Origin of the sequence: Nocardioides sp. NBC_00850, assembly GCF_045207335.1 — a bacterium.
GTDB lineage: Bacteria > Actinomycetota > Actinomycetes > Propionibacteriales > Nocardioidaceae > Nocardioides.
The window spans coordinates 2,506,926-2,525,807 of the sequence record NZ_CP108845.1 but is presented as its reverse complement, the minus strand read 5'-3'; the positions used below and the strand labels follow the sequence as shown (position 1 = coordinate 2,525,807).

Annotated in this window: 17 protein-coding genes; 13 read left to right on the top strand and 4 right to left on the bottom strand. The window is 69.7% G+C overall.

What is annotated here, in order from left to right; genetic code table 11:
* Positions 1–281: 281 nt before the first annotated feature.
* Entirely contained in the window at positions 282–1,544 is a 1,263-nt protein-coding gene (locus OH802_RS12390) for a DUF222 domain-containing protein (protein ID WP_406028293.1), read from the top strand.
* Between the two features lie 183 nt (positions 1,545–1,727).
* On the opposite strand, the gene OH802_RS12385 is transcribed toward OH802_RS12390, so the two are convergent.
* Positions 1,728–2,639 (bottom strand): LysR family transcriptional regulator, encoded by a 912-nt coding sequence (locus OH802_RS12385; protein WP_406028291.1) that lies wholly within the window; start codon positions 2,637–2,639, stop codon positions 1,728–1,730.
* A 152-nt stretch (positions 2,640–2,791) separates the two neighbouring features.
* Here OH802_RS12385 and OH802_RS12380 point away from each other — a divergent pair, with 152 nt between their 5' ends.
* The 10 genes from OH802_RS12380 to OH802_RS12335 all read left to right on the top strand — a co-directional run bounded on the left by OH802_RS12380 (position 2,792) and on the right by OH802_RS12335 (position 12,748).
* Entirely contained in the window at positions 2,792–3,787 is a 996-nt protein-coding gene (locus OH802_RS12380; RefSeq protein ID WP_406028289.1) for a tripartite tricarboxylate transporter substrate binding protein, read from the top strand.
* A 27-nt stretch (positions 3,788–3,814) separates the two neighbouring features.
* Positions 3,815–4,345, top strand: a complete 531-nt coding sequence (locus tag OH802_RS12375) for a tripartite tricarboxylate transporter TctB family protein (protein ID WP_406028287.1) — start codon at positions 3,815–3,817, stop codon at positions 4,343–4,345.
* Positions 4,346–4,357: 12 nt separating this feature from the next.
* Positions 4,358–5,896: a tripartite tricarboxylate transporter permease gene (locus tag OH802_RS12370; RefSeq protein WP_406028285.1), complete on the top strand. Its 1,539-nt coding sequence runs from the start codon at positions 4,358–4,360 to the stop codon at positions 5,894–5,896.
* A gap of 14 nt (positions 5,897–5,910) precedes the next feature.
* Positions 5,911–6,306: a universal stress protein gene (locus OH802_RS12365; protein ID WP_160028030.1), complete on the top strand. Its 396-nt coding sequence runs from the start codon at positions 5,911–5,913 to the stop codon at positions 6,304–6,306.
* A 76-nt stretch (positions 6,307–6,382) separates the two neighbouring features.
* Positions 6,383–7,660 (top strand): glucarate dehydratase family protein, encoded by a 1,278-nt coding sequence (locus OH802_RS12360; protein WP_406028283.1) that lies wholly within the window; start codon positions 6,383–6,385, stop codon positions 7,658–7,660.
* Positions 7,661–7,810: 150 nt separating this feature from the next.
* Positions 7,811–9,001, top strand: coding sequence for a hypothetical protein (locus tag OH802_RS12355; protein WP_406028281.1), 1,191 nt, complete (start codon positions 7,811–7,813; stop codon positions 8,999–9,001).
* A gap of 4 nt (positions 9,002–9,005) precedes the next feature.
* Positions 9,006–9,530 (top strand): TRAP transporter small permease, encoded by a 525-nt coding sequence (locus tag OH802_RS12350; RefSeq protein WP_406028279.1) that lies wholly within the window; start codon positions 9,006–9,008, stop codon positions 9,528–9,530.
* Positions 9,531–9,556: 26 nt separating this feature from the next.
* Positions 9,557–10,852 (top strand): TRAP transporter large permease, encoded by a 1,296-nt coding sequence (locus OH802_RS12345; RefSeq protein ID WP_406028277.1) that lies wholly within the window; start codon positions 9,557–9,559, stop codon positions 10,850–10,852.
* 25 nt (positions 10,853–10,877) lie between these two features.
* On the top strand, positions 10,878–11,930 hold the full coding sequence (locus OH802_RS12340; protein ID WP_406028275.1) for a TRAP transporter substrate-binding protein: 1,053 nt from the start codon (positions 10,878–10,880) through the stop codon (positions 11,928–11,930).
* Positions 11,927–12,748: an NAD-dependent epimerase/dehydratase family protein gene (locus OH802_RS12335; RefSeq protein WP_406028273.1), complete on the top strand. Its 822-nt coding sequence runs from the start codon at positions 11,927–11,929 to the stop codon at positions 12,746–12,748. The genes OH802_RS12340 and OH802_RS12335 overlap by 4 nt, the downstream gene beginning before the upstream one ends.
* A 1-nt stretch (position 12,749) precedes the next feature.
* Here OH802_RS12335 and OH802_RS12330 read toward each other — a convergent pair whose 3' ends face one another.
* Together OH802_RS12330 and OH802_RS12325 are read right to left on the bottom strand one after the other, a co-directional pair.
* Complete coding sequence (locus OH802_RS12330) at positions 12,750–13,436, bottom strand: FadR/GntR family transcriptional regulator (RefSeq protein ID WP_406028270.1); 687 nt, start codon at positions 13,434–13,436, stop codon at positions 12,750–12,752.
* Between the two features lie 76 nt (positions 13,437–13,512).
* A complete protein-coding gene (locus tag OH802_RS12325) occupies positions 13,513–14,634 on the bottom strand; it encodes an L-talarate/galactarate dehydratase (RefSeq protein ID WP_160028018.1) in 1,122 nt (373 codons plus the stop codon).
* Positions 14,635–14,710: 76 nt separating this feature from the next.
* On the opposite strand from OH802_RS12325, the gene OH802_RS12320 reads away from it, so the two are divergent.
* Together OH802_RS12320 and OH802_RS12315 are read left to right on the top strand one after the other, a co-directional pair.
* Entirely contained in the window at positions 14,711–15,958 is a 1,248-nt protein-coding gene (locus OH802_RS12320; RefSeq protein ID WP_406028268.1) for an alpha-hydroxy acid oxidase, read from the top strand.
* The gene (locus OH802_RS12315) at positions 15,955–17,349 is read left to right on the top strand and encodes an FAD-binding oxidoreductase (RefSeq protein WP_406028266.1); all 1,395 of its coding nucleotides are present in this window, start codon (positions 15,955–15,957) and stop codon (positions 17,347–17,349) included. Before OH802_RS12320 ends, OH802_RS12315 begins: the two co-directional genes overlap by 4 nt.
* 1 nt (position 17,350) lies before the next feature.
* On the opposite strand, the gene araA is transcribed toward OH802_RS12315, so the two are convergent.
* Positions 17,351–18,862 (bottom strand): L-arabinose isomerase, encoded by a 1,512-nt coding sequence (gene araA, locus OH802_RS12310; protein ID WP_406028264.1) that lies wholly within the window; start codon positions 18,860–18,862, stop codon positions 17,351–17,353.
* Positions 18,863–18,882: the final 20 nt, after the last annotated feature.

The following is an 18,882-nucleotide window of genomic DNA, read 5'->3' as shown; positions in this document are numbered from 1 at the left end:
TTCGCCGGCCGCTTCGCGGTCCTGGACTCCGGACCAGATCGAGAAAAGATTTGGCTGGCTATCGGGGCGGCGGCCCGGGTGTGGCGCGGAGAGATTCGTACGCGTTGAGGTTGGCGTTGAGGGGCGTGAGGGTGGCCCTTCGGGCCACTTACCATCCACAGATGCTAGGTCGTTCGCTCACCGCGAAAACGATGGTTGACCTGGGAAAATAGATGGCCAAGGACGGGCTGGAAGCGTAGAATCAGACTCATCACAGCACACCTCTGAAGGGGAAGATGGCGATGAGTCTCGGCCGCTCGATCGACCACTGGGGCACCAACCCCGGCGACGCGATCGACGCCGCCTTGGAGGCCATCGAGACCGCCCTCCAAGACCTCCTGGCCACCGATCCCACCTACTGGCGCACTGGGCAGAAGAAAGACCTGCTGGAACGGTTGGAGAAGCTCCAGGCCCAACAAGCCGCGTTGAAACTCCGGGTGCTCGCGTCTGCTGGTGACATCGCTGAGGAGACCGGTGCCAAGGACGCCTCCGGGTGGATGCGGACCGACCTCCTCGTCGACAAGGCAGTTGCCCGCTCCCAGATCAAGCTCGCAACCGGTGTCGCGAAGTACGACCTCGTCGCCGCCGGCCTCGCTGAGGGTGTCGTGTCCCAGGACAAGGCACGGGTGATCACCCAAGCCCTCGACCAGATCGAGAACGACCCCGCCGCCAGCGACGAAGACCTGGTCCTGGCCGAGAAGCTCCTGGTCGACTACGCCACCAGCCTCACCGCGAACGAACTGAAGATCGTCGGACGACGGATCCTGACCGAGATCGACCCCGAACGATTCGAAGCCGCCGAAGCCAAAGCCCTCCAACGAGAAGAAGAGCACGCCCAACGGCGCACCTTCTTCTCCTCCCACGACAACGGCGACGGCACCATCGACATCCACGCCCGCGTATCCCGTGCCGTCGGGATGAGGCTCCGCACCCAGTTGGACTCACTGGCCCAGCCTAGGAAGCTCTCGGCCGAGAACCGCGGCCGCAAGGCCCCCTACGACCGGCTGCTGGGTCAGGCCTTCGCCCGGGTGGTCGAGACCTACGACGTCGACCAGCTCCCCAGGCACGGTGGCCACGGCACCACGGTGTTCGTCACGATGAGCGTCGATGACCTCCGCAAGGACCTCGGCACCGCAGCCCTCGGGTTCGCCGGAGAGCAGATCACCGCCGCCGAAGCCCGACGGATGGCCTGCAACGCCGACCTCGTCCCGGTGGTGTTGGGCACCGACTCCGAGATCCTCGACTTCGGCCGCACCGCCCGGTTGGCGTACCCGATCCAACACCGAGCGCTGCGGTTGCGAGATAAGTGTTGCCAGGCCGAGGACTGCGACGCACCAGCCGCGTGGACCGAGGCTCATCATCTGAAACCGTGGTCCGAAGGCGGTCGAACCGATCTGGCGAACATGGTGCTTCTCTGCGCGAGCGATCATCGCCGGATCCACGACCCCAACTACGGGCATGAGCGGCTCCCGAGCGGGCGGATCCGGTTCACCCGGCGCACCTGAGCAGGCTGCTCCGGTAGCCGACCACACACGCATGCGACATGACACCTTGTGAAGCATTCACAAGGTGTCATCGTCTTGTAAAAGCACGAGCAGAAGCCTCCGCCGCCACGAGCGACCAGCCCGGACTCCCAAACCCGCACTCAACCAAAGGAATCCGCGCCAAACCCCGCGGCCCCGTACGACCTACCGACTCATCTCGATGATCGCATCGAGAACCCGGCGTACGACCGGACTGACAGACCCTCGCGCCCAGATCGCATGGAGCTCGACGGGACGCTCGGGGTCCTTGTCGAGACGGGTGTCGCCACCGCCGTGCTCGATGGGACGGAAGACGACGCCTCCGACGTGCAGCGAGCTGGCCGAGACCGGGACGAAGCCGACGCCACGCTCGGCGGAGACCAGGAGCATGGCGGTGAGGACCTGGTGCACACGCTGCTCGATGCGGGGGTGGGCGTTGGCCAGGAAGCGTACGGAGAGCTCGTGGAAGTAGCGCGACTGCTGCGGGTGGTAGCCGATGACGGGTTGGCCCTCGAAGTCCTGCGGCGTCAGCGGCCGGTCGAGCTCGGCCAGCGGGTGGCCCTGCGGGAGTACGGCCATCAAGGGCTCCCGGGAGATGACCCTCGAGGAGAGCAGCTCGGTGTCGAAGGGTGGACGGGCCAGGCCGATGTCGATCTCGCCGTGGCGGATGCCGTCGACCTGGGCCAGGGTGACTCGCTCGGAGAGCCGCACCTCGACGTCGGGGAGCTCGACGGTGAGGCGGCGCAGCAAGGGTCCCAGGATCGAGATCGCGGAGACCGCGGTGAAGCCGAGCCGGACCACGCCGGCGGCGCCCGCGTCCACCCGACGGGCCAGGTCACCGGCGCTCTCGACCAGGTTGAGCATCCGGTATGCCTCGTCGAGGAAGGCCGCTCCGGCACCGGTGAGAGCGACCCGGCGGTTGTCCCGCTCGAGCAGCTGCGCGCCGACGGCCTTCTCCAGTTTCTGGATCTGTCGCGACAGTGGGGGCTGCGTCATCCGCAGCCGTTCGGCAGCCCGGCCGAAGTGAAGCTCCTCGGCGACCGCCACGAAAGAGCGCACCTGGTCGAGCGTGATCATCTGGCCAGAGTAGACCACGATGCACCAAGTGGAACACTCTATGCCGAAACGGGCTTGGACCGGTATCGCTAAGACTCTTAGTGTCGGTGGTCACACGACGTCGGGCCATCCCCTGCCCCAACCAGCCCGGCCACCAGGACCTAGGAGCAACGATGCGTACCACCACCCACCTACTCGCCGCGACCGCCGGCGTCGCGGCCCTGGCCCTCTCCGCCTGCGGTGTCTCGAACACCACCGGAGGTAACGGAGACGGTGAGGAGTATCCCGCCGGCAACGTCGAGATGTACGTCGGTGCCTCGGCCGGCGGCTCCAGCGACCTGATCAGCCGGGCCGTCTCCAAGGGTCTCTCCGACGAGCTCGACGCCTCCTTCCCGGTGATCAACCTGGAGGGCGCCAACGGCGCGCTCGCCGCCAACAAGGTCGCCAAGGCCGAGCCCGACGGCCAGACCATCGCCATCCAGAATGCGTCGCTCTTCACCATCACGCCGCTGGCGGTCAGCGAGGACGAGGTCACCGACCTCGGCGACTTCGACGTCGTCCAGGGCGTCTCCCGCGACGACTACGTCATGGTCACCGGCCCGAAGAGCGGCTTCAAGACGCTCGACGACATCAAGGCCGCGAAGAAGAAGGTCACCTACGGCACCACCGGCGTCGGCACCGGTGCGCAGCTCTCCTGCGGCCTGACGTACGCCTCGGCCGGCGTCGACGCCGAGGCCGTGCCGTTCGACGGCGGCGCGCCGGCCCTGACCGCGGTGCTCGGCAACCAGGTCGACACCGCCTGCATCCAGGTCGGCGAGGCGATCGAGAACATCGAGTCCGGCAAGCTGACCCCGCTGAGCGTCTTCGGTCCCGAGCGGGTCGACTACCTGCCGGACGTCCCGACCGCCAAGGAGCAGGGTCTCGACGTCGAGGTCGCGCAGTACCGCTTCATGACCGTCCCCAAGGGCACCCCGGACGACGTCAAGGACGCCATCGCCGAGGCGATGCAGGCGACGTTCAAGACCGAGGAGTACCAGGCCTTCAACAAGCAGAACAGCCTCACCCCGATGGAGATCTCCGGCGACGAGGTGGTGACCCAGCTCGAGGAGGACAAGAAGCGGTACGCCGACCTGGTCGAGCAGTACGGTCTCAACCTCGGCGCGAGCTGACCCGCCCCACACGACGAAGGCATGACGATGAGCGACGAACGTACCCCCTCTCCTGACCAGGACATCCTGGCCGAGATCCAAGCCGAGGTGGCCCATGAGCTGGAGGAGGAACGACCTCCGGCCGGCGGACCGGTCTACCAGGTGGTGGGTGCGCTCGTCGCTCTCGTCGTCGGCATCGGCGGCGCGGTCCTCTCCTACGGCTACGGCCTGGGTTCGCTGCGCCAGCCCGGGCCCGGCCTGTGGCCGTTCGTGGTCAGCATCGCCATCACCCTGATGTCCGTGGCGCTGCTCGTCGTCGGCCGCAAGCTGACCGACAGCGAGAAGTTCACCCGCTCCAGCATCCTCCCCGCGGTCGGCCTGGTCACCTTCATCGTGCTGGCCCTGCTGATGCCCGTGATCGGCTTCGAGATCCCCTCGCTGCTGCTGTGCGTCGTCTGGCTGAGGTTCCTCGGCGGCGAGTCCTGGCGCAGCACGATCATCACCTCGGTCGCCACGGTCGCCGCGTTCTACTTCCTGTTCCTCTACGGGCTGCGCATCCCGCTGCCCCACCTGTTCTGAGCGGAGCCCCCAGTGGACGTCAACGCATTCCTCGACGGCTTCGGGCTCGTCACCGAACCGCAGAACCTGCTCTACTGCCTGATCGGCGTGCTCATCGGCATGCTGATCGGCGTACTCCCCGGCCTCGGGCCGGCGGCCACGATCGCCATCCTGCTGCCGATCACCTACAGCATCGACCCGGTCTCCGCGATCATCATGCTGGCGGGCATCTACTACGGCGCCCAGTACGGCGGCACGATCACCTCGGTGCTGCTCCGGCTGCCGGGTGAGGCCTCATCGGTCGTCACCGTCTTCGACGGCTTCGCCCTCGCCAAGCAGGGAAAGGCCGGCACCGCCCTCGGCATCGCCGCGATCGGCTCCTTCGTCGGCGCGACCGTCTCCATCCTCGGCCTGACCCTGGTGGCCCCGCTGATCGCCGGCTGGGCGCTCAACTTCGGCGACCCGGAGTACGCGGCCCTGGCCCTGCTGGGCGTCCTGCTGGTCGCCACCATCGGCAACGGCAACAAGCTCAAGGCCATGATCGCCGCCGCGTTCGGCCTCCTGCTGGCCACCATCGGCCGCGACAGCTTCAGCGGCGCCGAGCGCTTCACCTTCGGCAGCCTGCAGCTCACCGAGGGCATCGACTTCGTGGTCGTCGCGATGGGTCTCTTCGGCGTCGGCGAGATCCTCTACAACCTCGAGGAGCGGCACGGGAAGCCCCACGTACCCGCCGCCGTGGCCAACATCTGGCCCTCCCGCAAGGACCTCAAGCAGTCCTCCGGCGCGATCGGCCGCGGCTCGGTGATCGGCTTCGTCCTGGGCGTGCTGCCCGGTGGCGGCGCGGTGATGGCCTCCCTGGCCGCGTACGCCACGGAGAAGCGGGTCTCGAAGCACCCCGAGCGCTTCGGGCGCGGTGCCATCGAGGGCGTCGCGGCTCCCGAGAGCGCCAACAACGCCGCCGCGACCTCCTCGTTCATCCCGCTGCTGACCCTCGGCATCCCGGCCAACGCGTCGATGGCGATGCTCTTCGGTGCCCTGCTCATCCTCGGCATCTCGCCGGGCCCGCAGCTGGTCGAGGAGCGCCCCGACCTGTTCTGGGGCGTCATCAACTCGATGTACATCGGCAACCTGATCCTGCTCGTCCTGAGCATCCCGCTGGTCGGCATCTTCGTACGCATCCTGCGGGTGCGCCCGGCGATCCTTGCCCCGATCACCGCACTGATCACGATCCTGGGCGTCTACACGATCAACAACTCCACCTTCGACATCTTCGTGATGATCGTCTTCGGCCTGATCGGCTACCTGATGAAGAAGGTCGGCTTCGAGCCCGGTCCGATGGTGCTCGCCTTCGTCCTCGGCTCGATCGTGGAGGACGGCGTACGCCGCTCGATGCTGATCTTCGACGGTGACCCGACCGGGTTCTTCACCCGCCCGATCTCGGGCACCATCCTGGCCGCCTTCTTCTTGGTCGCACTCTGGCCCGCCGCCAAGGCGATCCTGGGCCGGCGCAAGGCCGCCACCGTCGCCGAGGCCCCGGCCGAGCGTGACGACGCCGACACCCCGACCCGCTGAGAGAGGCACACACCATGACCATCCTGATCGGCTACGTACCCACACCGGTAGGTGAGGCGGCTCTCGAGGCCGGCCTGGCCGAGGCGGCTGCCCGCGGCGACGACGTCGTCATCGTCAACAGCCCGCGCCGCGGCGCCACCGTGGACGCCGACCTCGTCGATGAGGCCGCGGCCGCGAAGCTCGTCGCCCGCGCCGCCGAGGCCGGGGTGAGCGCCCGTGTCGACCACACCACGCACGGCGCCGACGTCGTGGAGACCTTCGACGGTCTGGTCGCCTCGACCGGCGCCCGGCTGATCGTGATCGGGCTGCGCCGCCGCTCGCCGGTCGGCAAGGCGCTGCTGGGCAGCGACGCCCAGCGCATCCTGCTCGACGCCGGTGTGCCTGTTCTCGCTGTGAAGCCGACCGCATGAGCGAGCGCCAGCGAGCGACGACAAGCCTCAGGCCGCCACGTCCGTATTCTTCGCATTGCCCTACGGAGGTGGCGGCATGAGCGCCGGCCCCAACGCAAGCCGCATCTCGAAGGTCGTCGTCACCCCGGTCGCGTTCGCCGACCCGCCGCTGCTCAACGTGGTCGGCGTGCACCAGCCGTGGGCGCTGCGCGCGATCGTCGAGCTCCACACCGACACCGGCCTGGTCGGCCTCGGCGAGACGTACGCCGACGAGACCCATCTCGCCCGGCTCGACGCCGTCGCTCAGGCGCTCCCGGGCGCCGACCCCTACGACACCCACGGCCTGCGACGGCTCGTCGTCGACGTACTCGGGAAGGAGACCGGCGGGGCGGGTGCCTCCTTCGGCGGCATGCTCGACGTCTCCTCCGCTGTCGACACCGTCTACTCCCCCTTCGAGGTCGCCTGCCTCGACCTGGTCGCCCGCGAGGCGGGCCGTCCGGTGAGCGACCTGCTCGGCGGCGCGGTGCGCGACCGGGTGCCGTTCAGCGGCTACATGTTCTACAAGTGGGCCGGTCACCCCGGCCAGCCTGACGACGAGTGGGGCGAGGCGCTGAACCCCGACCAGATCGTCGCGCAGGCGAAGCGGCTGATCGACGGCTGGGGCTTCGGCTCGCTGAAGCTGAAGGGCGGGGTCTTCCACCCCGACGAGGAGTGCGCCGCGATCGAGGCGCTGCGCGAGGCCTTCCCCGACCTGCCGCTGCGCCTGGACCCCAACGGCGCTTGGACGCCGGAGACCTCGGTCAAGGTCGCCGAGCGGCTGGCCGGCGTCGTGGAGTATCTCGAGGACCCCACTCCCGGGATCGAGGGGATGGCGCAGGTCTCGGCCCGCACCGACGTACCTCTGGCCACCAACATGTGCGTGATCGCCTTCGAGCACCTCAAGCCGGCGATCGCGGCCGACGCGGTCCAGATCGTGCTCTCCGACCATCACCTGTGGGGCGGGCTGCGCCAGTCGGCGCTGCTGGGCGGCATCACCGACACCTTCGGGCTGGGCCTGTCGATGCACAGCAACTCCCACCTGGGCGTCTCCCTGGCCGCGATGGTCCACCTGGCCGCAGCGACCCCCAACCTGACCTACGCCTGCGACACCCATTACCCCTGGAAGACCCAGGACGTCGTACGCCCCGGAGTGCTCGACTTCAGCGACGGCGCGATCACGGTGCCGACGGGTCCGGGCCTCGGCGTGGAGCTCGATCGCGACCTGCTCGGTGAGCTGCACGAGCAGTACCTCAGCTGCGGCGTGCGCCGCCGGGAGGACACCGTCTACATGCGTTCGTTCGAGCCGGACTTCACGCCGAACACCTCGCGCTGGTGACCTCGCGCTGGTGACGGATCAGGCGATACCTTCGGGGTATCGTCTGATGCGATAAGTGGCTTGGACACGAATCGCGCATCCTGACAGTCTCCTGTGACCGGGGCCACACTCGGCTCCGCCCTCGGACACGGCTGGCAGGAGCAGACACCGGTGACACAGACCGACTCGGGAAGGACCGGCACCGTCCCGGTCGTCGGATATGCCTACCCCTGGGACGTGATCGGCGATCCTGCGTTCGCCGATCACGCCCGTAGCCTCGGAGTCACGAAGGTCGCCCTCGCCGCGGCCTACCACACCACCCGCGCCGCGACCCCGCTCCACCCCGAGCACCGGATCGTCGAGGCTCGCAGCGCGGCGCTCTACCGCCCGGTGCGCGCCGAGGCCTGGGCCGGCGCCCGGCTGGTGCCACCCACGGCGACCTGGGTTGCCGCGGACGACCCCTACGGCGAAGCCGCCACCATCCTCGCCGAGGCGGGGTTCGAGGTCGCCGCCTGGATCGTGCTGACCCACTCCACGCTCCTCGGTGAGGCCAACCCGGACCTCGCCGTCGTCAACTGCTGGGGCGAGCCCTACCCCTACGCCCTGTGCGCCCGCCACGAGGACGTCCGCCGCTACGCGGAGACCCTGGCCGCCGAGGCCGTACGCGACACCCCGACCCGCACGGCCATCCTGGAGGCGTGCGGCCAGCTCGGCTTCGGCCACGGCGGGCACCACGAGAAGACCGACGGTGCCTACGACGCCGCCACTCAGCAGCTGCTCTCGATCTGCTGCTGCGCGGGCTGCCGCGAGGACTGGGCCGGCCGCGGGCTCGACGCCGAGGCCACGGTGGCAGCCCTGCGCGCCGCGACAGGTGCCGACGCTGCCGGCACGACGGTGGAGGCGACGACCCTGGACACGATCCTCGCCTCTCGCCACGCCGCGGCCGACGAGCTCCGCCACCGGGTGATCGCAGCCGTCCGCGAGGCCGCTCCCGACGTCGTCGAGATCGCCCTGCACGCCCAGCCCGACCCGTGGGCCACCGGAGCCAGCCCGGGCCTGACCCCGACCACGGCCGACGACGTCGACCTGGTCGTCTCCTTCTGCTGGCCGACCACCGAGGCCTCGGTGGAGACCGGGCGCCGACTCGTCGAGGCGGTCTCCGGAAAGGCAGCGGCCGCTGCGTACGTCACCGTTCTCCCGCCCACCACCGAGGACGCCTTCGGTGGCCATGTGCGGGCGCTGGTCGATGCCGGGATCGACCAGATCCACCTCTACCACCTCGGTCTGGCGGGTGCGGACAGGCAGCACCTGCTCGCCGAGGCGACCAAGGTCCCCACCACCGCCGCGACGAGGACGGAATGACGGTATGAACACCCGCAACGAGAACGGAACGCTCAAACGCGCCTGGCGCGCGGTCGACACGGTCTTCGAGGCCTTCTGCATCCTGTGCCTGGTCGCCACGCTGCTCATCGTGCTGTGGCAGGTGTTCAGCCGTGAGCTGCTGAACAACTCCCCCAGCTGGAGCGAGGAGACGGCCCGCATCCTGCTGGTCTGGATCGGCTTCCTCGGCGCCGCGATCGGCTTCCGCGAGGGCGCCCACATCGCGGTCACCTTCCTGGTGGACAAGTTCCCGGCGACGCTCCAGTCGGTGATCGACCGGTTCGTCCAGGTGCTGCTGCTCGGGTTCGGGCTCTTCCTGACCGTCCAGGGAACCCAGTTCGTCATCGACGCCCAGACGGCGACCCTGGCCGGCACCGGGCTCCCCCGCAGCGTCCTCTACCTCATGATGCCGGTCGCCGGCGTCATGATCATCCTCTACACCGTCCTCCAGGCCTTCGACATCAGTACCCAGCGGTACGCCGAGCCTGACGATGCAGCCGAGCTCGGCTGAGCCGCCGAAAGTCGAAGGACTCCCCCATGCCCATCGATCCGCTTGCCATCGCCATCCTGCTCGGCGGCTTCGCCGTCCTCGTCCTGCTCCGTGTCCCGGTCGCCCTGGCGCTCGCCCTGGCCGCCATCTTCGAGGCCCTCTACATCGGCCTCCCGCTGACCACCGTCGGCCAGCGGATGGTCGCCGGTCTCGACACCTTCGCCCTGCTGGCCATCCCGTTCTTCATCCTCGGCGGCGAGATCATGGGCACGGGCGGCATCTCCCGCCGCCTGATCGCCCTGGCCGGGCTGCTCGTCGGCTGGGTCCGCGGCGGCCTCGGGATGGTCAACATCGGCGCCAGCACCTTCTTCGGCGCCCTGTCCGGCTCCTCGGTCGCGGACGTCTCCGCGATCGGTTCGGTGACGATCCCGATGATGAAGAAGCGCGGCTACGACACCGACTACGCGGTCGCCGTCACCGTCTCCGGCGCCACCCAGGCGGTCATGATCCCGCCGAGCCACAACCTGATCATCTACTCGATGGCCGCGGGCGGCGTCTCGATCGGCGCCCTGTTCACCGCAGGCGTCGTCCCCGGCCTGCTGCTCGGTGCGTCGTTGATGGTGATGGCCTACATCGTGGCGGTCAAGCGCGGCTACCCGAAGGAGGAGCTGGTCCCGCTCAAGGACGTACCGAAGATCGTCGCCGAGGGCCTGCTCAGTCTGCTGATGCCGGTGATCATCCTGGGCGGCATCCTCAGCGGCATCTTCACCGCGACCGAGTCGGCGGCGATCGCCTGCCTGTACGCCTTCATCCTGACCTTCTTCGTCTACCGCGACCTGCCGCTCAAGGCGATGATCCCGATCCTGCAGAGCGCCCTGCGCACGCTCGGCGTGGTGCTGTTCATCATCGCGGCGGCGGGTGCCTTCGGCTACTTCCTGGCGTTCCTGCAGGTGCCGGCGCTGGCCACCGACGCCCTCCTCGGCATCTCCGACAACATCGTCGTGGTCCTGCTGCTGATCAACCTGCTGCTGCTCGTGCTCGGCGCGATCATGGACATGGCCCCGCTCATCGTGATCATGACGCCGATCCTGCTGCCGGTCGCCACCGGGCTCGGCATGGACCCGGTCCAGTTCGGGATCATGCTCGTCTTCAACCTCGCCATCGGCCTGATCACGCCGCCGGTCGGCAACGTCCTCTTCGTCGGCTGTGCCATCGGACGTACGTCCATCGAGAAGGTCATCAAGATGGTCGGCCTCTTCCTCATCCCGATGCTCATCGTCCTGCTGCTGATCACGTACGTCCCGTTCTTCTCGCTCGCCCTCCCCGATGCGCTCGGTCAGTGATTCCCTCTCTCGAAAGGAACTACCCGTGAACACCACATCCCCCAAGCCGGTCGCCCGGCGCTCCCTGTTCAAGGCAGGCGCCTTCGGTGCCGCAGCAGTCGCCGGCGGCCTGGCCCTCAGCGCGTGCGGCGGCGGGTCTCTCGCCGGCAGCGGCGGCGGAGGCGGCGACTCGTTGACCTTCAAGCTGGCCGAGACCCATCCCGACGACTATCCGACCACGCTGGGCGACAAGAAGTTCGCCGAGCTGGCCGAGAAGTACAGCGACGGCCGGATCAAGATCCAGGTCTACCCCAACGCCCAGCTCGGCGAGGAGTCCGACGCGATCGAGCAGGTACAGATGGGCTCGATCGAGATGACCCGGATCAGCTCGGCGCCCATGGGCGAGTTCGTGCCCGCGATGGGGCTGTTCAGCCTGCCGTACCTCTTCGACGACGCCGACCACCTGTGGCGCTTCCTCGAGAGCGAGAGCGGCAAGAAGCTGCTCGGCGAGGCCGACGGTGCCGGCTTCAAGGGTCTGGGCTACTTCGACCCCGGCGCCCGCAGCTTCTACACCTCGAAGAAGCCGGTCAAGGCGCCGGCGGACGTCAAGGGACTCAAGATCCGGGTCCAGGAGTCGCAGGTGCAGATCGACTTCATCAAGGCTCTCGGCGGCTCCCCCACCCCGATGGACTACGGCGAGGTCTACAGCTCGCTGCAGAGCGGGCTGCTCGACGGTGCCGAGAACAACGAGCCGTCCTACTACTCCGCCTCCCACTACGAGGTGGCGAAGAACTACACCCTCGACCGGCACATGCGCGTCGCCGAGGTGCTCCTCATCAACAAGGACACCTGGGACGGGCTCGACTCCAAGGACCAGGAGGCGCTCCAGAAGGCCGCCGACGAGGCCGCCCCGTTCCAGCGTGAGAAGTGGGACGCCCAGGTCGAGGCCGACCTGGAGAAGCTGCGCGGGGAGGGCGTCACGATCAACGAGATCAGCGACCTCGCCCCGTGGCGCGAGGCCACCAAGTCCGTCATCGACAAGCACGGCGCCGACCTTGGTGAGTACATCACCGCCGTCGAGGAGCTGCGTACCGCATGACCCAGACTGTCCTGATCACCGGAGCCAACGGCGGCGTGGGGCGGCTGATGCGCACCCGCCTGGCCCGCGAGGGCCGGGTGCTTCGCCTCCTCGACGTCGTACGTCCCGAGGACCCCGCCGAGGGCGAGGCCGTCGAGGTCATCGAGGCGTCGGTGACCGACGAGGCGGCGATGCGCGCCGCCTCCGAGGGCGTGGAGGCGATCATCCATCTCGGCGGCATCAGCGTCGAGGCCCCGTGGAACGACATCCTCTCGGCCAACATCGACGGCACCCGGGTGGTCCTGGAGGCCGCCCGGGACGCCGGGGTGGCGCGGGTGGTGCTCGCCTCGAGCAACCACGCGGCCGGCTTCTACGACCTCGACGACGCACCCGCCGAGGGGCTGGCCGCCGACGCCTTCCCGCGGCCGGACACCTACTACGGGGTCAGCAAGGTCGCGATGGAGGCGCTCGGCAGCCTCTTCCACGACCGCTACGGCATCGACGTGACCGCGCTGCGGATCGGCTCGTGCTTCGAGAAGCCCTGGGACCGCCGCTCGCTGTGGACGTGGATGTCGCCCGACGACGGTGCCCGGCTCCTCGAGGCATGCCTGGCCACTCCCGAGCCGGGCTTCCGGGTGGTGTGGGGCATCTCCCGCAACACCCGGCGCTGGTGGTCGCTGGCCGAGGGTGAGGCGATCGGCTACCACCCGCAGGACGACTCCGAGATCTACGCCGCCGAGCTCCTCGGCGATGCGATCGACGACGGCCCGCAGGGGCCCGAGGAGCGGCTCGCGGGCGGGAAGTTCTGCTTCACTCCGCTCGGGGAGCACCAGAGGTAGCTCAGCTGCTCAGCAGGCGCCGACGGGTGCTGCCCAGATGCACCCGCATCGCCGCTCGGGCGGTGTCGGCGTCACCGGCGAGGATCGCGGACGCGATGTTGTCGTGCTCGCGCTGCACCCGCTCGACGTGGAGCGCGTCGCTGGGCGAGTAGGCGTCGCCGAGCCGGGTGCGGGGCAGCATGATCATCATCGGGCCCAGCGAGTCCATCAGGTCGAGGTAGAAGCGGTTGCCGGTCGCGGCCGCGACGGCGCGATGGAAGGCGAAGTCGGCCTCCACCGCTCCGTCGGGATGCACGGTGGCCAGCGCGGCGAGCGCATCCTCGATGGCCCGCGAGCCCTGCTCGTCGAGGTGGGCGGCGGCCAGGGACGCCGCCTCACACTCCACGCCGAGCCGGAAGTCGACCATGTCGAGCACGTCGTGCTGCGTACGGATCGCGGAGGACTCCAGCGCGAACGGCGAGGGCTCCGGCACCGCCAGGACGAAGGAGCCGCGCCCCTGGAAGGTCTCGACCAGACCCTCGGCACGCAGGCGGGTGACCGCCTCGCGCGCCACCGTCCGCGACACCCCGTAGGTGGCGACGAGGTCGGACTCCGAGGGCAGCTTCGCCCCCGGAGCGAGGTCCCCGGCCAGGATCTGGTCCTTGATCCCGGACACGACACGGTCGGCGAGGCCGGCGCTTATCGTCATGCCGTCGCCTCCGTTGGACAGAGGCAAGGATACGGACGCGACGGCCTGACCCTGATTGTCGCTCGCTGGCGCTCGCTCATGCCGAGAACTTAGCGCTCTCCACGGTGAGCTTGCGCATCTGGTCGCTGAGCGTGAAGCCGAGTCCCGGACGGTCCGGCACCCACATCTGGCCGTCGTGGATGTCGATGCGCTCCTCGAAGAGCGGGTTGAGCCACTCGAAGTGCTCGACCCACGGCTCGGTCGGGTAGGCCGCGGCCAGGTGCAGGTGGATCTCCATCGCGTAGTGCGGCGCGAGCGCCAGACCGGCGTGGGCGGCGAGGGTGGCGAACTTCAGGAACGGGGTGATCCCGCCGATGCGCGGCGCGTCGGGCTGCACGATACCGCGGTAGCCGGCGTCGATGAGGGCCATGTGCTCGGGCACCGAGGTCAGCATCTCCCCGGTGGCGATCGGAGTGTCGAACGTACGCGACAGGTCGGCGTGGCCGACCGCGTCCCAGGCGTCGAGCGGCTCTTCGATCCAGATCAGGTCGAACTGCTCGAGCTCACGGCACATCCGGCGGGCGCGGGCACGGTCCCACTGCTGGTTGGCGTCGACCATGAACGGGGTGTCGCCCAGGTGCTCGCGCAGGGCGGCGACGCGGCGCAGGTCCTCGGCCCAGTCGGGCTGGCCGACCTTGATCTTGATGCCGCCGATGCCGGCCTCGAGCGAGGCGGTGGCCTTCTCCTTGATCTCCTCGACGCTCGCCTGGAGGAAGCCGCCGGAGGTGTTGTAGACGCGGCAGGAGTCACGGTGGGCGCCGAGCAGCTTGGCCAGGGGCAGGCCGGCGCGGCGCGCCTTGAGGTCGTAGAGCGCCACGTCGAGGGCGGCCACGGCCTGGGTCGCCACACCGCTGCGGCCGACGGAGGCGCCGGCCCACATCAGCGACTCGTAGATCTTGGCGATGTCGGAGGGGTCCTGGCCGATGGCTACCTGGGCGATCTCCTTGAGGTGGGCGTACTGCGCCGGGCCACCGGCGCGCTTGGAGTAGCTGAAGCCCATGCCCTCGAAGCCCTGCTCGGTGGTCACCTCGACGAAGAGCAGCACGGTCTCGGTGAGCGGCTTCTGCCGCCCGGTGAGCACCTTGGCGTCACTGACCGGGTTCTCGAGCGGGAGGACGACGTGGGAGAGGGTCAGTGAGGTGATGCGGTCGGCGGCCATGGCGGGATGCTCCTCGATGGGCTAAGTTGTATGACAAGTTCAGAACTTATCCGATGAGTGGTGAGGAGTCCAGAGCGTGGCCGCCGATTCTCAGGTTGTCCGGCAAGTCGTCCGGCAGGTCCCCCGATGGCGCGATCTCGCGCCCTTCCTGCGACCGCGGCCGTTCCGCTGGCGGGCGGCCGACCGCCGGCTGGCCCGCTGCCTCAGCGTCGACGACCTGGAGCGGGCCGCGCGCCGGCGGGTGCCGACGGCGGTCTGGGACTACGTCTACGGCGGCTCGGACGGCGAGCACGCGATGCGCCGGAACCGGGCGGCCTTCGACCGCGTGGAGCTGCGGCCCACGGCCTTCGGTCAGATGGGTGAGCCGGAGGTGCGTACCTCGATCCTCGGGCGGCCCGCGGCGGCACCCATCGTGCTGGCCCCGACGGGCTACACCCGGCTCAGCCACCACACCGGGGAGCGGGCGGTCGCCGCGGCGGCCGCCGCGGCCGGGCTGCCCTACACGCTCTCGACGTACGCGACGACCTCGATCACCGACGTCGCCGACGCGGCTCCGCAGGGGCGCAACTGGTTCCAGGTCTACCTGATGAAGGACCGGGCGGTGACCCTGGACCACATCACCGAGGCGGCCTCGCAGGGTTATGAGGCGCTGATGCTGACCATCGACACGACAGTGACGGGCATGAAGCGCAAGGACAAGCTCAACGGGTTCGCGATCCCGCCCCAGCTGAGCCTGCGTACGTTCGCGGACATGGCCCGCCATCCCGGCTGGGTCGCCAACATCCTGACCACCGAGCCGCTGCGGTTCGCGACCTTCCCCGAGGGGTCGCACCACGGCCGCTGGGGCATGTCCAACGAGCTGCGTGAGCAGGCGATCCGGCCCTCGGACATCGGCTGGCTCAAGGAGCACTGGGACGGCCCGGTGGTGGTCAAGGGCGTGCTCTCGGTCGCCGACGCGGTGGCCGCCGTCGACGCCGGCGCCGACGCGCTGGTGCTCTCCAACCACGGCGGCCGCCAGCTCGACCGCGCGCCGGTGCCGCTGGAGCTGCTGCCGGCGGTGGTCGACGCGGTCGGCGACCGGACCGAGGTGTACGTCGACTCCGGCGTCCGCTCCGGCGGCGACATCGCGGCGGCGCTCGGTCTCGGCGCCCGCGGCGTGGTGATCGGCCGGCCCTACCTCTACGGCCTGATGGTCGCCGGGCAGCAGGGCGTCGATGCCACCCTGTCGCTGCTGGTCGAGGAGCTGCGGCGGGCGATGTGCCTGCTCGGCACTCCCGACATCGCCTCGATCGGCCCCGAGCACGTCCGGCTGAGGTCGGCATGAACCTCGTTCACGACCTGCGCACCACCCTCGGCGAGAGCGCCGTGCTGACCGATCCGGCCGACATGGCGGCGTACGTCACCGACTGGACCGGCAGCTTCACCGGCACCGCCCTCGCGGTGGTGCGCCCGGCCTCGACCGAGCAGGTCGCGACAGCGATCCGGCTGTGCGCGGCGGCGGGCGTCGGGGTCGTCCCGCAGGGCGGCAACACCGGCCTCGTCGGTGGCGGCGTACCTGACTCCGGCGGCGACCAGGTGGTGCTCTCGCTCGGCCGGATGCGCCGCGTCCGGGAGGTGGACCCGGTCGCCGACACCCTCACCGTCGAGGCCGGCACCCCGCTGGCGACCGTCCAAGAGGCCGCCGCGGCCGCCGGGCGGCTCTTCCCGCTCTCCCTCGGCTCGGAGGGATCGTGCACCATCGGCGGCACGATCGCGACCAACGCCGGCGGCACCGCGGTGCTGCGCTACGGGATGATGCGCGAGCTGGTGCTCGGCCTCGAGGTCGTGCTCCCCGACGGCCGGGTCTGGGACGGGCTGCGGCCGCTGCGCAAGGACAACACCGGCTACGACCTCAAGCAGCTGTTCATCGGCTCCGAGGGCACTCTCGGCGTCGTCACCGCGGCGGTGCTGCGGCTGCTGCCGGCGACCCCGCGCCGGGCGACGGCGTTCGTGGCGCTCGAGTCGGTGGAGGCGGCCACCTCGCTCCTCCCCCTGCTCCGCGAGCACGGCGGCGGGCAGCTGACCACCTGGGAGCTGCTCGGACGCCAGGCCGTCGACCTGGTCCTCGCCCACCTGCCGGGCGTACGCGACCCGTTCGCGGACCGGCACGAGTGGTACGGCCTCGTCGAGCTCGCCGGCACGTCCGCCGACGTGGACGAGCGGCTCGAGGAGGCCCTCGCGGCCGCCGCCGAGCAGGGGCTGCTCCTCGACGCCGTGGTCGCCGGCAGCCCCACTCAGCGCGAGTCGCTGTGGGCGCTGAGAGAAGGCGTCTCGGAGGCGCAGAAGAGCGAGGGCGCGACCCTCAAGCACGACGTCACCCTGCCGATCACCTCCCTGTCCCGGTTCGTCGCCGAGGTCGGCCCGGCGCTGCTCGCGGCGCTGCCGGGGCTGCGGCTGGTGACGTACGGACACATCGGGGACGGCAACCTGCACTACAACATCTCCGCGCCCGTCGGCGACGACGCGGCGCTGAAGCGGGACGCCCCCACCTTGACCCGGATCGTCTACGACGCCGTCACGGCGCTCGGCGGCAGCATCTCCGCCGAGCACGGGATCGGCGCGCTCAAGCGGGATGCGGCCGCTGCGTACAAGACGGGTGTCGAGGTCGACCTCCTGCGAGCCGTCAAGCAGGCGATCGACCCCGACGGGGTCATGAACCCCCGGAAGGTGCTGTGACTCAGAGACCCTGGGCGACCCGGTAGAACACCTGGTTCCAGCGCACCTGGTCGGCGAAGCCGCGGCGGGTGGTGGACTCATCGATGACCAGCAGCTCGGTGCGGGCGATGTTGGCGAAGACCTCGAAGGCCTCAATCCCGGCGGCGGTCGACATCACCGTGTGGTGCGCGCCGCCGGCGGTCAGCCAGGCCTCGGCCGAGGTCGCGAAGTCGGGGCGCGGCGCCCAGACGGCGCGCGCGACCGGCAGGTTGGGCAGCGCCTGCGTCGGGGGGACGACGTCGACCACGTTGGCGGTGAGCCGGAAGCGGTCGCGCATGTCGGCCAGCGAGACGACCACGGCACCCTCGCCAGGGTCGGCGTCGAAGACCATCCGGACCGGGTCCTCGCGGTCGCCGATCCCGAGCGGGTGGATCTCGACGCGCGGGGTTGAGGTGGTCAGCGAGGGGCAGACCTCGAGCATGTGGGCACCGAGGATGACCTCCGCACCGGGGGTGAGGTCATAGGTGTAGTCCTCCATCAGGGAGGCACCACCGGGCAGCCCCTCCCCCATCACCTTCGCGGCCCGCACGAGCACGGCGGTCTTCCAGTCGCCCTCGGCACCGAAGCCGTAGCCCTTGCTCATCAGCCGCTGCACGGCGATGCCGGGGAGCTGGCGCAGGCCGCCGAGGTCCTCGAAGTTGGTGGTGAACGCCTTCGCGTCGCGCTCCACCAGGAACGCCTCCATGGCGATCTCCTGGCGAGCGGCGTAGCGCAGCGAGTCGTGGCACTCGCCGCCCTTGCGGAGCTCGGGGACCACGTCGTAGAGATCCTCGTATTCGGCGACGAGCGCGTCCACGGCGGCCTCGTCGACGGCCTCGACGGCCGCCACCAGGTCGTTGACGCCCCAGGTGTTGACCGAGACGCCGAAGCGCAGCTCGGCCTCGGTCTTGTCGCCCTCGGTGACCGCGACGTTGCGCATGTTGTCGCCGAAGCGAACCAGATTGAGCCCGTGGGTGGCAGCCCAGCCGGCGGCGCCGCGGACCCAGGTGCCGACGCGGCGGGTGACCGCCGGGTTCGAGACGTGGCCGACGACGGTGGTGCGGGCGACGCCGAGGCGGGTGGCGATGTAGGCGTACTCACGGTCGCCGTGGGCGGCCTGGTTGAGGTTCATGAAGTCCATGTCGATCTCTGACCAGGGGAGCTCGACGTTGGCCTGGGTGTGCAGGTGCAGGAGCGGCTTCTGGAGGGCGTCCAGACCGGAGATCCACATCTTGGCCGGGCTGAAGGTGTGCATCCAGGTGATGACACCGAGGACGTTGTCGTCGGAGTTGGCCTCCAGCATCGCGCGGCGGATCGACGCGGAGTCCTTCAGGACGGGCTTCCACACGACCTTCGCCGGTACGTCCGAGGAACCGTCGAGGGCGCGGGCGACCTCCTGGGACTGCTCGGCCACCTGACGAAGGGTCTCCTCGCCGTACAGGTCCTGGCTGCCGGTGAAGAACCAGACCTCGCGGTCTGCGTAGGGCTTGCTCATGTGGGGGTTCCTCTCAGTGC